Below are 16,174 nucleotides of genomic sequence, written 5' to 3'. Positions count from 1 at the left end.
CTATGAAAAAAAGACACATTATGCTGATTGATGATAATGATATTGACAATTTTATCACCCATCATGTCCTCACCAAAGCGGCAGTGGCAGATAAAATCACAACCATGACTTCCGCCATCGAAGCCCTGGAATACCTCGATGCATTGAAAGATGATTTTGAAAATTTTCCTGATTTCATTTTCTTAGATATTGCTATGCCTTTAATGGATGGTTTCGGATTTTTAAACGAAGCAATTCATTTTCCCAAAATCAGCCAACAACAATGTCTTATAGCTATGTTGAGTTCTTCTGTAAACAAGCATGATGTAGAACGTTCGATGCAATATCCGTTCGTTAAAAACTACTTTAATAAACCTTTAAAAATTGATATGCTGAAAGATATCGATTAGATTTTTAAGCGTCATTCTAACTCTCAAAGTAACGCCTGTAAAATCGAAAAAAAGTGTTTTGCTTTCATAATAATTCAACCCATTTTCTACTTATTTTTTGTCAATATCATTCTTAATAACTTTGACGAAAATCCTTTTAAAAATCAGCCGAATTCCACTATATTAGCGGAAAATCGTTATTTTTAAAATGGCCGAACAAAATCAATATACCGAAGACAATATCCGTTCCCTCGATTGGAAAGAACACATCCGAATGCGTCCCGGAATGTACATCGGAAAGCTCGGCGACGGTTCTTCACCCGATGACGGAATTTACATCTTACTCAAAGAAGTAATCGACAACTGTATCGACGAATTCGTTATGGGCGCCGGTAAAGTCATTGAAGTGACCATCAAAGACAAAATGGTTACCGTACGTGATTACGGTCGTGGTATTCCGCTCGGGAAAGTGGTTGATGTCGTTTCCAAAATGAACACCGGTGGAAAATACGACTCTAAAGCCTTCAAAAAATCCGTTGGTTTGAATGGTGTCGGAACCAAAGCAGTAAACGCTTTATCCAATTATTTCCGTGTCGAATCGGTGCGAGACAACCAATTGAAAGCTGCCGAATTTTCAGCCGGTAATTTAACTTCAGAAGAAGACGTACAAGAAACTACCAAACGCAAAGGAACCAAAGTGGCCTTTGTGGCTGATGATGCCATCTTTAAAAACTACAAATACCGTAACGAGTATGTGGTTCGCATGCTCAAAAACTATTGTTATCTCAACACGGGATTAACCATTTATTACAACGGCGAAAAGTATTATTCTGATAATGGTTTAAAAGATTTATTAGAAGAAACCATCGTTGAAGAAGACATGCAATATCCAATCATCCATTTGTTGGGTGACGATATTGAAGTGGCTATCACACACAGTAAATCACAATATTCCGAAGAATACCATTCGTTCGTAAACGGTCAAAATACCACGCAAGGCGGAACGCATTTAGGGGCTTTCCGAGAAGCTATTGTTAAAACGATTAAAGAGTTTTACAACAAGAATTTTGAAGCTTCCGATATACGTAAATCCATCGTTTCCGCTATTTCGGTTAAAGTAGAAGAGCCGGTATTCGAATCGCAAACCAAAACCAAGTTGGGTTCTACTGAGATTGGTCCGAATGGTCCGTCGGTGCGAACGTTTGTCAACGATTTTATCAAAACTAAATTAGACAACTTTTTACATAAAAATCCGGAGACAGCCGATTTACTTCTACGCAAAATTCTCCAAGCCGAACGCGAGCGTAAAGAATTATCGGGAATCCGTAAATTGGCCAAAGAGCGTGCAAAAAAAGCGAGTTTACACAACAAAAAACTCCGCGATTGTCGCGTGCATTTAACTGATGCTAAGAATCCGAGAAGCTTAGAAAGCACTTTGTTTATTACTGAGGGAGATTCGGCTTCGGGTTCGATTACCAAATCACGCGATGTGAATACCCAAGCGGTTTTCAGTTTGCGCGGTAAACCGTTAAACTCGTATGGCATGACCAAAAAAATTGTCTACGAAAACGAAGAGTTCAACTTATTACAAGCGGCTTTAGACATCGAAGAAGACATGGGCGATTTGCGTTACAACAACATTGTAATCGCTACCGATGCCGATGTCGATGGTATGCACATTCGCTTGTTGTTAATCACATTCTTTTTGCAGTTTTTCCCGGAGCTAATCAAAGACGGACACTTATACATTTTGCAAACACCATTATTCCGTGTGCGTAACAAAAAGGAAACCATCTATTGCTATTCCGAACAAGAACGTATAAACGCTATCGAAAAACTCAAACCCAAACCGGAAATCACCCGATTCAAAGGATTGGGAGAAATTTCACCGGACGAGTTCAAGCATTTTATTGGACAAGACATCCGTTTAGATCCGGTAATGTTAGACAAAGCAACGTCTATCGAAACCTTACTCGAGTTTTATATGGGCAAAAACACGCCTGACCGACAAGATTTCATCATCAACAACTTGAAAGTGGAATTGGATGTGGTGGAAGAATAAGGCGACAGTAATAAGTTTAATTATGAAAAAAAGTATTTATTCCGTTAGCATTGTAATTGTTTTTACCATTGTAGGGTTATTTTTTATTCGCTATTCAAACGATCATAAAGAATGTTCTACAGAAACTACAATAACCAAAGACGCCAGCGGAAATGTGGTTCAGGAAAGCAAGCATATCTGTAGAGAAAAATTCAGCTTCTAACATACCTAGTAAATGAAAGACGAAGACGAAAACAACGACGAGTTAAATAACGCTTCAGGAAATGAAAACAATGACGAAGGTTTTGACGATGTCATTCGCCCTTCCACCGGCAGTCATTTTTATGAAAACGATGAGAATCCCGAAGACACTATTACCAAAGTAACCGGTATGTACAAGGATTGGTTTCTCGATTACGCTTCTTATGTAATTTTGGAACGCGCCGTTCCCGCCATAGAAGACGGTTTTAAACCGGTACAACGCCGTATCATGCACTCGATGAAAGAGTTGGATGACGGTCGTTACAACAAAGTGGCCAACATTGTTGGGCATACGATGCAATACCATCCGCACGGTGACGCGAGCATAGGCGACGCCATAGTGCAAATAGGGCAGAAGGACTTGCTCATCGACATGCAAGGAAACTGGGGAAATATCCTAACCGGAGACGGTGCTGCGGCTTCGCGTTACATTGAAGCGCGCATTTCTAAACTCGGACACGAAATTCTCTATTCGCCTAAAATTACCACTTGGGGTGTTTCTTATGACGGCCGTAGGGCAGAACCGATCAACCTTCCTGTGAAGTTTCCGCTATTGTTAGCCCAAGGCGCTGAAGGAATCGCTGTTGGTTTATCGACAAAAGTATTGCCGCATAACTTTATTGAACTCATCGATTGCTCGATTAAAGTCTTAAAAAACAAACCGTTTACCCTGTATCCCGATTTCCCGACAGCCGGAATAGCCGATGTGTCGAATTACAATGACGGTATGCGTGGCGGTCGCGTTCGAGTACGTGCTAAAATCAGCCAACTCGACAAACAAACTTTGGTGATTACCCAAATTCCGTTTTCAACTAATACTTCAACACTCATTGACAGTATACTGAAAGCCAATGAAAAAGGGAAAATCAAAATCAAAAAAATAGAGGACAACACTGCTGCCGAAGTGGAAATTGTAATTCACTTACCGCCTGGTGTTTCCCCGGATAAAACCATCGATGCTTTGTATGCGTTTACGGCTTGTGAAACGTCGGTAGCACCTTTAGGATGTGTGATTGAAAACCACAAACCGCGTTTTATCGGGGTTTCGGATATGTTGAAAATTTCCACACACAGAACGGTTGACTTGCTTAAACGCGAATTGGAAATCCAGTTGGATGAGTTGGAAAACAAATGGCATTTTTCGACTTTGGAAAAAATCTTTATTCGAGAAGAGATGTACATCGACTTTAAGTTGTATTCCGACAGGGAATCGCTTAACGTTTATATGTACGACCGTTTCAAACCGTTTGCCAAATCCTTTGTGCGTGAGATTAACGACGACGATTTACAAAAACTGACGCAGATTCCGATGATTCGTATCACGCGTTTCGACTCAGACAAAGCCGATGACGCCATTGCTAAATTGGAAGCTGAAATGGAGCAAGTGAAACACCATTTGGACAACATTATCGACTTCTCCATTGCTTACTTCCAAAATTTGAAAGACAAATTCGGTAAAGGCAGAGAACGTTTGACCGAGTTGAGGAGTTTTGATACTATTGAAGCCACCAAAGTGGTTTTGAGAAATACTAAACTATACGTCAATAAGGAAGAAGGTTTCTTTGGAACCGGATTGAAAAAAGACGAATACGTAGCCGATTGTTCTGATATCGATGATGTAATTGTATTTTTACGAGATGGTAAAATGATGGTCTCTAAAGTTGACGAAAAGAAGTTTGTTGGCAAAGATATTATTCACATTGCCGTATTCGACAAAAACGACAAACGCACGATTTACAATATGATTTATCGCGATGGTAAAAACGGTTCCGCTTTTATCAAACGATTCAACGTATCCGGAATTACTCGTGATAAATTTTACGATTTAACACAAGAAAAAGCCGGTAGTCAAGTCTTATATTTTTCAGCCAATCCTAATGGAGAAGCGGAAACAGTTACTATTTTACTCCGTCAAATAGGCAGTGTTAAGAAACTGAAATGGGATGTTGATTTTTCCGAAATTGCTATTAAAGGTAGAGCTTCGCGCGGAAATACGGTGACTAAATATCCGATTAAGAAAATAGAGTTAAAGGAAAAAGGCATTTCTACTTTGCGTCCGCGTAAAGTTTGGTTCGACGATACCGTGCAACGCTTGAATGTAGATGGTAGAGGCGAATTGTTAGGCGAATTCCGTCCGAACGATCGCTTGTTGATTATCAACCAAAACGGTAAACTGAAAACGATTATTCCGGAATTGACCACGCATTTCGAGGAAGGCATGATTGTACTGGAAAAGTGGTATCCGAAGAAACCAATTTCAGCCATTTATTATGATGGCGAAAAAGAGCGTTATTTCATCAAACGCTTTTTGGTGGAAAACGAAAACAAAGAAGAGATTTTCATTACCGAACACGAAAAATCGCAATTGGAGATTGTATCAACCGATTGGCGTCCTGTAGCTGAAGTGGTTTTTGCCAAAGTAAGAGGTGTTCAAAAAGATACGATTACAGTCGACTTGGAACAGTTTATAGCCGTTAAAGGGATTAAAGCACTTGGTAACCAATTGACAGCAGACAAATTAAAACAAATTAGCTTACTCGAACCTTTACCGTTTGAAGAACCGGAAGAAGTTGAGCCGGAAGAAATGGAAGTCAGCGGTGAAAGCAACCTAACCGAAGACATCCAAACTGAAACCGATGATGACGGTCAAATAACGTTGAGTTTAGAATAATGGAACTTACTATATAACTTTTAATTGTTTTAAAGTAAATAAAAAATCTCGCCCGAAAGAGCGAGATTTTTTTGATTATTGTGTTTGATTTAATAGGTGTTATACTTTGAGATGTGCAAAAAGGATAAACTCAATTTAAGTCTTTTAGACTTGACTTTTTAACAATTTCGTGGATGATATGATCCAGTTTAGTCGCCGATTCGCCTATGTAATCTATCAATCTGTCATCGGTATACCCCATTTTTTTATTGTCTTTCAGTAAATTGATTAAGCCTAAGAGGTTGGCCAGTGGTGCACGAACCACATGCGATTGTGTCCAAGAAATGTCTTTTAAAGTTTTGTTTTGTTGCTCAATGGTATTCATATTTTCGAGTGATTCGGTTAGGTCAACCATTGCGCCTATAATTCGGGCAACTTCACCATCATTGTTACGAATAAAGATTCCCTTATGTTGGATGTAAGCCATATCGCCATTGGCTTTTACAAAACGATATTCGGCATTAAAAAACTCTTTTTGGGCGTTTTTCGTGGCTTTCCTCAAATCCCTTTTTACTCTTTTACTATCATCGGGATGAATATTTTTGAGCCATAAGTTTTTGTTGGCCACGCCCGTTTCATAGCCAAACATGGTATTAAATCCTTCTCCGTAAAAAATAGTGTCGTTGATAAGATCCCAATCAATTATAGCTTCAACAGTGGCTTTGGCTAATATTTTGAACCGTTCATTACTTTCAAAAATTTCTTGTTCATGAAGTTTTCTGTTAGTAATATCAACAGCAATACCTTCTAATCTTATCGGCAAATTGTTATCATCTCTTATAAGATGAATTCTTTCTAAAATCCATTTTATTTTACCGGATTCGGTAATGATTCTTTGTTCACTTTCGACGATTTCATTGATTTCGAAATTTGAAAAGGTAGCTGTATTTAACTTATGCCGTTCTTCAGGATGAAATCGACTCTTAATATTATCCATAGTCAATGCAAAAGTTTCAGGATTGGTTTCAAAGATTTTGTACATTTCATCAGACCAAATGATTTCCGAAGTATTCAAATCATTAGTCCAATAACCCATACTAGCAATTTCACAAGCCATTTTTAAGCGTGTATTGGTTTCAAGTAAGGTTTTTTGGGTATTCATTTCGTTTGTAATATCAACAGCCGAAGCTAGTCGAGCTTTTCTACCCTCAAAATTCACCCAAGTAGTTTTAATTTTCACATTAATAATATCACCATTTTTTTTCTGATGTCGTAATGTGGTCGATAACGAACTGTCTGTTAGCAAAGAATAGGAGAGAAATTCTTCAAACATTGCCAAATCTTCTTTTGGGCGAATGTTTTTTATGGTCATCGAATGATAATCTTCCTGGGAAAATCCGTAATGGTTGCTAGCTGCTTCATTCACTAATAAGAACTTTAATGTATCTGCATCAAAAATCCACATAGGAACCGGACTATGATTAAAAAGGTCGATATACTCTTGTTTTGACAGCTTTGATTTTTCCTCTGAAACTAATTTAAAATCAATAATTTGTCTATAATAATTGGATAATTTATTGATATTCATAGTCATCAAAACATGCAACAAGACCGAAGTAATTACAATGAATAGCAAGCCTTTTACAGTTTGAAGTTTAGAAATCAAACCCGAATCATGAATGAAAAGTTCCAAAAAATAATCTGACGTGAAAATATACACCGCACTAACCACAGCGTAGATTAGAACAATTTTAAAAGATGAAAATCTTTTTAAGAAAGTAATTTTTTTTTCCATAAGCCCCCGATTTACAATTAGCCATACCTCTATAACTGAGACAAAGGTATTGTAAAGCATCGAGCATAAATATGATAATCGTCATGTATAGGGATTTAAATCACAGCTTGCTTATTACCAATTATTTGCAATAAAAAAACTCCCCGCATTTGGAGAGTTTTTTGTTGAGAATTATGCGCTTTAAGATTTCTTCTTGCGCATCTTCATATTGATGAATTCCACTGCCAAAGAGAAAGCAATAGCAAAATACAAATAACCTTTAGGCACAACACCAACATGTTGTCCGGCTAATTGTGCTTCCGACAAGTGCATACTTTCGGTTATTAACATAAATCCAATCAAGATTAAAAATGCCAAACCTAGTACTTGTATCGATGGATTAGCATTGACAAAGTTACCTACCGGTACAGCAAACAACATCATCACGCCAACAGAGATTACCACAGCAGTAATCATAATATACAAAGCACCTTCAACACCGTTGGTCATTCCTACAGCGGTTAAAATACTATCAATTGAAAATATCAAATCAATTAAAAGAATTTGCACAATCACATTCCCAAAAGACTTGGCAGCCGAAGTTTTTAAGTCTTTTTCTTCTTCGCCTTTGTGATCTACTTTTTCGTGAATTTCTTTGGTGCTCTTGTAAATCAGGAAGATTCCTCCCAACAATAAAATTAAAGCTTGTCCGGTAAAGTTAGCACTAAACCAACCGAAATCGATACTAAATAGTGGTTCTTTCATTGCGATTAATAAGGTGATGCCAAACAACAACCCAATACGCATAAACATGGCTAAGAACAAACCAATTTGTGTGGCTTTTTTTCGATTTTCTACCGGTAATTTTCCGGTAACGATAGAGATAAAAATGATGTTGTCTATACCTAATACAATTTCTAAAAAGGTTAAGGTTAAAAGCGCTACCCAAGCATCGGGATTTAAAAATACTTCCATGGATTATAAATTAAATTTTATCGGTTGTACGGGATTAATTGATTTTAGTTACAGTACCGCGTTGTTTTTTAGCATCGCCTACAAAGGAATAGTCAAAAGTATAAGTGTTTCCTTCTGTAGACAATATGGTCATGCTAATTGCTTTGCGCTCATTCATGGTTTTGGGATGCAATTTTTGTAACACAAACTCACAATCGTTTACCCAACGAACCGAAGCCGTATCGGTTTTTCCGTTAAAGGTTTCAATTTGAAGCGTTTCGGTACGGGTAAAGGTAGAAGTGAATTTCTTTCCGTTAATTTCTTGCACAAACTCGAAAGTACCAGTTTTAAAATCGGTGCATTTGCGCTCTTTTTGAGAGCATGAAACTAAGCATAAAGCAACTAAAAATAATGTTATATTTTTCATTTTTTAATGATATAAATGATAGATCGGCTATAATTCAATACGCCAATTATTTTGTTAAGGTTTATCTTCAAACAAAGCATCGGTTATGGCTTTGACTCCTTTAAACATAAAATAAACAGCAAAACCGGAAAGTGTTATACCTACAGCTAAAACCAACCAATGCCAAACATTTTGTTTGTTGATGAAAGCATTATACATTACACTCGGTCCGATAAACATTAAAGGCAGTGCGTAAAGCAAGTATTTAATTCCTTTGTCTAACAGGGTTTTATTGATGGCCATAAACTTAAAATTTGAGTTGAAAGCCCATACCGTTTTTGTTGGAAACAAGCTGCAGTTCTAAGTTGGATTGTACAGCTCCTAATTTACCGTTTTTATGGTCATTATTGTAAATCTCAGCCGCTTTCAAATAGCGTTGTTTTCTTCCGGACAGCACAGGTATTGAAACAGCTATTGAGCCTACACCAACATAAGTCATAACTCCGGGGTATTTAGCGTCGGAAAACAATCCAACAGCCAAGTCACCTACAGTGAGCCCGATACCAAAACCTAACAAAAAACCTCCCACAGCTTCCTTTGTTTTAGCTTCTTTGAAGAGCGAAGCCGATTGATAATTAGTATTCAATAATTGACGAGCTTCGCGGGTTTCTAAACGCTTTCCGTCAATATAAAAACGACTGCCTTCCAAGGTCATAGTTTGGGAATAGGAGAGAAGTGATACAAGTAATAAACTTAAGGTTAGTAATTTCTTCATTGTAATGCTTTTATATTTTGGTCCAATTGTTTAGTAATTTCTTATCTGCCGATAATTTACCCACAACTCGGTATTTTGATTTTATTAATAAAGCAGATTCAGAGAATTTTTCTTTAACTACTTTAAACGGACGAGCGCCACTGGAATGAATAAAGAAGTTACCTTCGTCAGCTATATGTAAAAATCCGGTGTGATTATCTAGTCCAACCACATAAAGTCCATTGCCTTTTGTTTTTAAAGCTTGTTCAAATTCTTGTATGTTTTTATTTGAAAACCTTTCAATGTTAACTTCAGAAACCAAACTCTTAATCATTTGTTCCGAAGCACATTGTGCTAATTTAACACGGTTTATATTCACTCCCAAATCTCTTAAAGTTGTAGTCACAAAATAACCACAAGCAATACTGCCTTCGTTTGGTTTTTGAGTTGTTCCGTTGAAATCCCAGTTGGTGCCGTACCAATAGGGAAAGATGTTTTCAGTGAGTTGATGGGTAAAGGTTTTGGCGATTTCAGCTTGACTTTTCCTGTGCAATGCTTTTCTGATTAGTCGGATACTATCTAATGTTTTCGGATAGTCAGCAGCATTTCTGTTTGATTCATATGTAATTACAGAAGCTCTTGCGGTATTTCTATAAGTATAATAGCCCAGACCGGAAACCAGCAACAACAATACAAACATTTGAATCGCTTTTTTCATCTTATCCTTTGTATGATTCTACTGCTTTACGCACACTACCGTTTTGTTCCAACAAAGCCGAAGCTTCTTCGTAACTCACCGGTATTTCACTCATAATCATTCGCACACCACGGTCAACTAACTTAACGTTGCTGAGCTGCATATCGACCATTTTATTGCCTTTAACACGACCAAGTTGAATCATAGTAGCAGTAGAAATCATATTCAACACCAGTTTTTGAGCGGTGCCTGCTTTCATGCGAGAACTTCCGGTTACGAATTCCGGACCAACTACCACTACCACAGGAAACTGTGCTGTTAAAGCTAACGGACTTCCTTCGTTACAGGTTATACAACCGGTAAGTATATTGTTTTCGTGACATTTTTCTAAACCACCAATTACATAAGGCGTAGTGCCCGAAGCGGCAATGCCAATCACTACATCTTTATCGGAAATATTTTCGGCAACCAAATCTTTCCAAGCTTGAGCTTTATCGTCCTCGGCAAATTCTACGGCTTTGCGAATCGCTTTGTCGCCACCGGCTATAATACCGTTGACCAAATCAAACGGAACACCAAAAGTAGGCGGACATTCCGAAGCATCGACTATCCCTAATCTTCCTGAAGTTCCGGCGCCTATGTAAAACAGTCGACCACCATTTTTCATTTTTTGGACTATTTGTGTCACTAAGGCTTCAATTTGCGGCAAGGCTTTTTCAACGGCCAAAGGGACGGTTTTGTCCTCGTTGTTGATATTGGTTAGTAAATCGTGGACCGACATTTGTTCCAAACGATCATAATGTGAGGATTGCTCCGTTGTTTTGGTGAAAGACATGCTAAAGATGCTAAGGTTTTGAGTGGCTAAGATACTGAGATTCCTTCAGATTTTTAAATAAAACTCGCCAATAAAATTCCGAAAATAATCATCGAGATTTTAGCAATATTAAATTTGTGACCTTCGCTGCTTTCAAAGATAATAGTGGAAGAAATATGGAATAAAATACCGATAACAATAGCGGTTATCTCCGTAAAATATTGTGTAAAAGCCGGTGCCGAATCGGAAACCAATGTCCCAAGTGGTGTCATCAAAGCAAAAGAAACCATAAAGACAAATAGTGCGGTTTTATTCAGCTCTGCATTCAAAAAAAATGTTGTTAAGATGATGGCGATAGGTAAGTGGTGTATTGCAATGCCGTAGGCTAAATCATGGTGATGGCCTACAGGAAATCCTTCCAAAAAGGCATGGATACACAAACTAACAAACAATAGCCAAGGCATACTGTTGATTTTGTCATGTCCGTGAACGTGGCCATGTTCAGCACCTTTGGAAAAGAACTCTAAAATTATTTGAAATAATATCCCAACCATGATGAAAAGACCAATGCTATGGTTGTGACTTTCGTAAACTTTGGGCAACAAATCCATCACCGTTAACGATAACAAAAAAGAACCGCTAAAAGCCAATAAAAGCTTTAAATTTTTCTTCTTTTTCGGCTTTATAATCAACGCTATAGCGTAACCTATTAAAACCGATAATAAAGGAAGGATATAGTTCATTTTTAGGGAAAGTTGAATGGATAAAGTCTTTGAAAATCTTGAGATGGATTACTCTTATTTAAAAATCATAATCAATCGTTCGCTGGTGTTTTTGTGGAATTTCTTCAATTTATAATCACCGAAAGTGTCCAACAAATAAATACCGGCTTGGTCCATCATGCTTTTAAAATCATCCAAGGTGTAGGCTTTGACTTTTTCTTCAAAATGGTATTTTTGACCTTGGTCTTCAAAATCAATCTCTTTAATGATAAAGGAATTTGCCAAATAGCGTTTGATGTGAAAAACAATACCGTCGACTTCTTTGGTTTCTTCCGGAATTAAATTTTCCAATACGGTATGTACATTCATAAAATCGATTACCGCAAAGCCATAATCCGAAAGGCTTTCTTTGATGGCAATCAATGTTTTTAAGTTGTCTTCTTCTGCTTCAAAATACCCAAAACTGGTAAACAAATTAAAAATCGCATCGAACTTTTCTTCAAAAGGTATGCGTTTGTCGTGAACCACAAAATGAAGCGTTTCGTTGGCATTTTTATTGGCCTCGGCTATACTGTTTTCCGATAAATCGGCACCAATCACATCATAACCTAACTGATTTAGGTAAATAGCGTGTCGGCCTTTGCCACAAGCCAAATCAAGCACTTTGGCCTTTTCAGGCAAGTTCAAATAATGTGTCAAATTGTCCATGAAAATTTGTGCTTCACGGTAATTGCGGTCTTTGTACAGTATGTGATAATAAGGCGTGTCAAACCAAGAGGCGTACCAAGTATCGTTCACTGGTTTTGTATTGTGGGTTTCGGGATGTAAACTTTCGGCCATTTATTCTTTTCAAATGAATTCTTCACCCGCAAAATTAGTGTATTTTTGCCGAACTTATGACAATGTCCGATATTGATATTGTGATTACAATTTGTATTGAAAATGGAAAATTTTAAAATGGTAGCCAAAACCTTTTTTGGTTTTGAGGAAATATTAGTCAAAGAATTACAGCAATTGGGTGCGCAAGACGTGGAAATAGGAACGCGCGCCGTTAGTTTTAAAGGCGATAAAGGTTTTATGTACAAGGCCAATTTGTCGTTGCGAACTGCTTTAAAAATATTAAAACCTATTTACCAATTCAGAGCGTTTAACGACCAAAGTTTGTACAAGGGTATTCAGGGTATCGATTGGAGTAAATACCTCAATGCCAGTCAGACTTTTGTGATTGACACGACCATTCATTCCGACAATTTTAAACACTCGCAATTTGTTTCGCAAAAAGCCAAAGATGCTATAGTAGATCAGTTTCGAGAAAAATTCGGCCAACGACCAAGCATCGATAAAGATTTCCCGGACTTGCGAATCAACATTCACATCGACCGTGACCAATGTACGGTTTCTTTAGATACTTCGGGCGCTTCTTTACACCACAGAGGCTATCGCAGTGCCACCAATATTGCGCCGATTAACGAAGTTTTAGCCGCCGGCATGTTGTTGCTTTCGGGTTGGGACGGCAGTTCTGATTTTTTAGATCCGATGTGTGGTTCAGGAACAATTCTAGCCGAAGCAGCGATGATTGCTTGTAACATTCCTGCTAACATCAATCGCAAAGAATTTGCTTTTGAAAAATGGAACGATTGGGACAACGATTTGTTCGACCAAATTATCGATTCATTGATGAAACGCACCAAAGAGTTTCACTATAAAATCATCGGATACGACAAAGCACCGAGTGCGGTTAACAAAGCCAAAGACAATATCGTTAATGCTAATTTAGAAGACTATGTAACGATTAGCCAAGCGAATTTCTTCGATACCCAAAAAGAAACTGTTGGTCCGTTGCACATGGTATTCAATCCGCCTTACGGTGAACGTTTGGATATCGATTTGGAACGATTTTACCGCGAATTAGGCGATACCTTAAAGAACAACTATCCGAATACGAATGCTTGGTTTATCACAGCCAATTTAGAAGCCTTGAAGTTTGTGGGCTTGCGACCATCGCGAAAAATAAAGCTTTTTAACGGAAGTTTAGAAGCGCGTTTGGTGAAATACGAAATGTACGAAGGCAGCAAGCGAACCAAGTTCAACCCACGTGATTAAGGCCAATAAGTTTATTTAAACATATAGCCAACCGTAAATTTTGCGAAGCCATTGTGCGCTTTCACACTGTTGCCGGTGTAGAAATAGTTATAGCGATATACTTCGGTAAAACCTTGGTAAATGCCGACTTCAAAAAAGAGTTTATTAACAGTAAATCCACCGCCTAAGTTAAATCCGAAATCAACACTCGATTTGGCTTTTTGGTTAAACTGATTCATTTGCGTTTCTTGTACCAGAAATCCCAATTGCGGTCCGGCTATGACATAAATTTTATTCCAAAACTTAAAATCCAACGGCAAGTTGATGTAAGTCAGTTTAGTGTCAATTTGATCTATTTCAAAATCGCCGCCAACAATCGGATCAAAATTGATTACACCTTCAGTTTGGGTTCGGTCGCCTTGTTGGGAAAAAGCCAATTTCGGACGAAAATGTACTTTAGCCGATAGTTCTTTTTCATACACAATTCCCAATTGCAAACCAAAGGATTCTTCGGCCAATACTTGACCGGCTATGCCATCGGTAAAATAAGAATAGTTGAATCCGGTGAAAGCGCCGAATTTATCCTGACTGTAAACCGATAAACTCAAGCCCAGCAAAAGGAGAATGGTAATTTTTTTCATGAAGGATTAAGATTGTTTTTTGGCTTCTTTCTCAAGCGATTGTATAATTTCTTTCACTTTTTCCGCTTCGATTCGTTTGGCCTTAATAACTTTATTTTTGTCTAAAATATAAATCACCGGAGTAGAGTAGACATCATATTTTTCGATAGCATTGTTATAGTGCGCGCCATCGTAAACGTTAATGAAAGGCAATTTGTTATCGGCTATATATTTCAAATACTTATCACCTTCATGTTGCATGTAAACGCTGAAGACTTTGACATCCTTTTTTTCATGGGTCATTTCGTTGTAGGCGGTAACCAATTTAGGGATTTCCTTCTGACAATGACCGCAATCCACATCCCAAAAAACCAAAATGGTATATTCGGCTTTAACATCGCTTAATTTAACCCACATTTTGTTAACCTCGTTGACGTTTTTATAAAACACTTTGGTCATTTCCTCACTGTTTTTGGCGTCTTCAAATCCCATTGCCTTCATTTTCGGAAAGTCTTCTGCGCGAATCATAGATAGATCAATGGCTTTAGCACCAATCAATAAGGGTTTGAGTTTGTCGGCTCGTTTGATGATTCTTTGCACTACATCATCATCTTCATAAATTCCCTTAGCTTTTCCGGTTTTAAAATAATTATCAGACAAATGCACAAACACTTTATCGAATCCCATGATTTTAGAGGTTTCGTAAGTATAAGTCAAATGCGCCAACATAAGCTTATAAATCAAGGTTTCCGGTTTGGATTTAGCCAGAATTCTATCAATTTCAACACATACAGAATCCGGGTGTTTGACCACCACGTTATCCAAATACGTCTTCAATTTGTTGAATAAAAACGGATTGTGCACCATGCCTTCGTCTTTTAAATCAACATTGCGCCAAAAATTGTCTTTGTAATATTTATAGGAAACGTCATAATCGGGCGTTCCGTCAGCTTTTTTGGGGATGTCTTTCTGCTTTTTCTCAGTTTTCAAATTGACCACATCGGCTATGAAAGTCCCTTTGAAACGATTAATGAACTGATTTTCATAATCGGCTATACGTTGTTCCAACTCGTTTTGTTTGTCGGTCAAATCCAGCGAGTCTTTCTTAGTGGCTAAGGGATGGCTTTGCTTGTATTCCATAAAAGCTTTGTTTTGATCGCCCAGGAATCGTATGTAATTAAAGAACTCATTTTCGCGATCCGAATTTAAAGCCGTCAAATCCTTACTGATATTAGGACCATACTCGCTTTTTAATTGTAGCTTTTGAGTATCATCATCTATAAAAAAATCAAAAAGTATTGATTTTTGTTGGCTTACCAAAGAGTAAATACCTTTGGGAAGTTTGGTTTTACCATTAAAAATAATGCGACCGTTTTTGATAGTCGTACAAGTATCTTTGATTAGGGTTTTATCAAAGCGATAAAAAGTAAGATACGCTAAAGTATCGTTACAGTTTTTTAAATCGATAGTAATTTCGTAACCCGATTGTGCTTGGGTACTAAAAGAAGAGAGAAACAAGGCTAAAGCAATCAATACTTTCTTCATACGTCAATTTTATGGATTTAAGATTTCAAAAATAATCTATTTTTCCCAACTGTATGAAGTCGATTTTTAAACTTTCCTTAAAAAACAAAACACCTCGTTAATGAGGTGTTTTTTGTTTAAAATTCATCGAACAACACGATGCCTTTCCGTTCTAAATTTTGCTTGATCATAGATTCCGGTAAATTGTATTGCGTCGCTAAGTCGGCTATACTGATTCCGGAAAAAAACAACTCAACCAAAGTATCTAAAATCATAGGGTTGATTTCCTGCTCGTTCGGTAAATCGATTTCTTCATCAAAAATGTCCTTTTTGGACTTGAAGAGGGTTTCGATAACCATATCAATATCTGATTTAGGGAATTCCAGAATGTTGTTAATCGTATTACTTTCTGAAATTTGTTTGAGCACTATAGTCTCACGATTGGTGCCTTCATTTTTTAAATGAATGCTGTAGTTGAAATACTTCTCCATAGCGATCGTATTTTAA

The 16,174-nt window shown here is 37.5% G+C and carries 17 protein-coding genes; 5 read left to right on the top strand and 12 right to left on the bottom strand.

What is annotated here, in order from left to right; genetic code table 11:
* Positions 1-2: 2 nt before the first annotated feature.
* From SK086_RS07465 to SK086_RS07450, 4 genes are all read left to right on the top strand, one after another.
* Positions 3-389, top strand: a complete 387-nt coding sequence (locus SK086_RS07465) for a response regulator (RefSeq protein WP_324690710.1) — start codon at positions 3-5, stop codon at positions 387-389.
* Positions 390-576: 187 nt separating this feature from the next.
* Positions 577-2,430, top strand: coding sequence for a DNA topoisomerase IV subunit B (locus SK086_RS07460; protein WP_324690709.1), 1,854 nt, complete (start codon positions 577-579; stop codon positions 2,428-2,430).
* A 22-nt stretch (positions 2,431-2,452) separates the two neighbouring features.
* Positions 2,453-2,632, top strand: a complete 180-nt coding sequence (locus SK086_RS07455) for a hypothetical protein (RefSeq protein WP_324690708.1) — start codon at positions 2,453-2,455, stop codon at positions 2,630-2,632.
* A 12-nt stretch (positions 2,633-2,644) separates the two neighbouring features.
* Positions 2,645-5,341 (top strand): DNA gyrase/topoisomerase IV subunit A, encoded by a 2,697-nt coding sequence (locus SK086_RS07450; protein WP_324690707.1) that lies wholly within the window; start codon positions 2,645-2,647, stop codon positions 5,339-5,341.
* Positions 5,342-5,471: 130 nt separating this feature from the next.
* Here SK086_RS07450 and SK086_RS07445 read toward each other — a convergent pair whose 3' ends face one another.
* The 9 genes from SK086_RS07445 to SK086_RS07405 form a co-directional block, all read right to left on the bottom strand.
* Complete coding sequence (locus SK086_RS07445; RefSeq protein ID WP_324690706.1) at positions 5,472-7,115, bottom strand: PAS domain-containing protein; 1,644 nt, start codon at positions 7,113-7,115, stop codon at positions 5,472-5,474.
* A gap of 180 nt (positions 7,116-7,295) precedes the next feature.
* Positions 7,296-8,069 carry a TerC family protein gene (locus tag SK086_RS07440; protein WP_324690705.1) on the bottom strand — a complete coding sequence of 258 codons (774 nt, stop codon included), beginning with the start codon at positions 8,067-8,069 and terminating at the stop codon, positions 7,296-7,298.
* A gap of 34 nt (positions 8,070-8,103) precedes the next feature.
* Positions 8,104-8,475: a DNA topoisomerase IV gene (locus SK086_RS07435; protein ID WP_324690704.1), complete on the bottom strand. Its 372-nt coding sequence runs from the start codon at positions 8,473-8,475 to the stop codon at positions 8,104-8,106.
* Between the two features lie 54 nt (positions 8,476-8,529).
* On the bottom strand, positions 8,530-8,757 hold the full coding sequence (locus tag SK086_RS07430; RefSeq protein ID WP_324690703.1) for a DUF6095 family protein: 228 nt from the start codon (positions 8,755-8,757) through the stop codon (positions 8,530-8,532).
* Positions 8,758-8,761: 4 nt separating this feature from the next.
* Positions 8,762-9,229 (bottom strand): hypothetical protein, encoded by a 468-nt coding sequence (locus SK086_RS07425; protein WP_324690702.1) that lies wholly within the window; start codon positions 9,227-9,229, stop codon positions 8,762-8,764.
* A gap of 10 nt (positions 9,230-9,239) precedes the next feature.
* Positions 9,240-9,926, bottom strand: coding sequence for a hypothetical protein (locus SK086_RS07420; RefSeq protein ID WP_324690701.1), 687 nt, complete (start codon positions 9,924-9,926; stop codon positions 9,240-9,242).
* 1 nt (position 9,927) lies between these two features.
* Entirely contained in the window at positions 9,928-10,740 is an 813-nt protein-coding gene (gene murQ, locus SK086_RS07415) for an N-acetylmuramic acid 6-phosphate etherase (protein WP_324690700.1), read from the bottom strand.
* Between the two features lie 53 nt (positions 10,741-10,793).
* Positions 10,794-11,462 (bottom strand): ZIP family metal transporter, encoded by a 669-nt coding sequence (locus SK086_RS07410; RefSeq protein WP_324690699.1) that lies wholly within the window; start codon positions 11,460-11,462, stop codon positions 10,794-10,796.
* A 54-nt stretch (positions 11,463-11,516) separates the two neighbouring features.
* A complete protein-coding gene (locus SK086_RS07405) occupies positions 11,517-12,281 on the bottom strand; it encodes a class I SAM-dependent methyltransferase (RefSeq protein WP_324690698.1) in 765 nt (254 codons plus the stop codon).
* A 102-nt stretch (positions 12,282-12,383) separates the two neighbouring features.
* On the opposite strand from SK086_RS07405, the gene SK086_RS07400 reads away from it, so the two are divergent.
* Entirely contained in the window at positions 12,384-13,544 is a 1,161-nt protein-coding gene (locus SK086_RS07400) for a THUMP domain-containing class I SAM-dependent RNA methyltransferase (RefSeq protein WP_324690697.1), read from the top strand.
* Between the two features lie 11 nt (positions 13,545-13,555).
* Here SK086_RS07400 and SK086_RS07395 read toward each other — a convergent pair whose 3' ends face one another.
* The 3 genes from SK086_RS07395 to SK086_RS07385 all read right to left on the bottom strand — a co-directional run bounded on the left by SK086_RS07395 (position 13,556) and on the right by SK086_RS07385 (position 16,158).
* Complete coding sequence (locus tag SK086_RS07395) at positions 13,556-14,164, bottom strand: porin family protein (protein ID WP_324690695.1); 609 nt, start codon at positions 14,162-14,164, stop codon at positions 13,556-13,558.
* 6 nt (positions 14,165-14,170) lie between these two features.
* Complete coding sequence (locus tag SK086_RS07390; protein WP_324690694.1) at positions 14,171-15,688, bottom strand: redoxin domain-containing protein; 1,518 nt, start codon at positions 15,686-15,688, stop codon at positions 14,171-14,173.
* A 116-nt stretch (positions 15,689-15,804) separates the two neighbouring features.
* A complete protein-coding gene (locus SK086_RS07385; RefSeq protein WP_324690693.1) occupies positions 15,805-16,158 on the bottom strand; it encodes a hypothetical protein in 354 nt (117 codons plus the stop codon).
* Positions 16,159-16,174 lie beyond the last annotated feature (16 nt).

The sequence above is a fragment of the Flavobacterium cheonhonense genome (genome assembly GCF_035671315.1).
Lineage (GTDB): Bacteria > Bacteroidota > Bacteroidia > Flavobacteriales > Flavobacteriaceae > Flavobacterium > Flavobacterium cheonhonense.
Note: the sequence above shows the minus strand (reverse complement) of the source record. Positions and strands in the feature narration are given on the sequence as shown.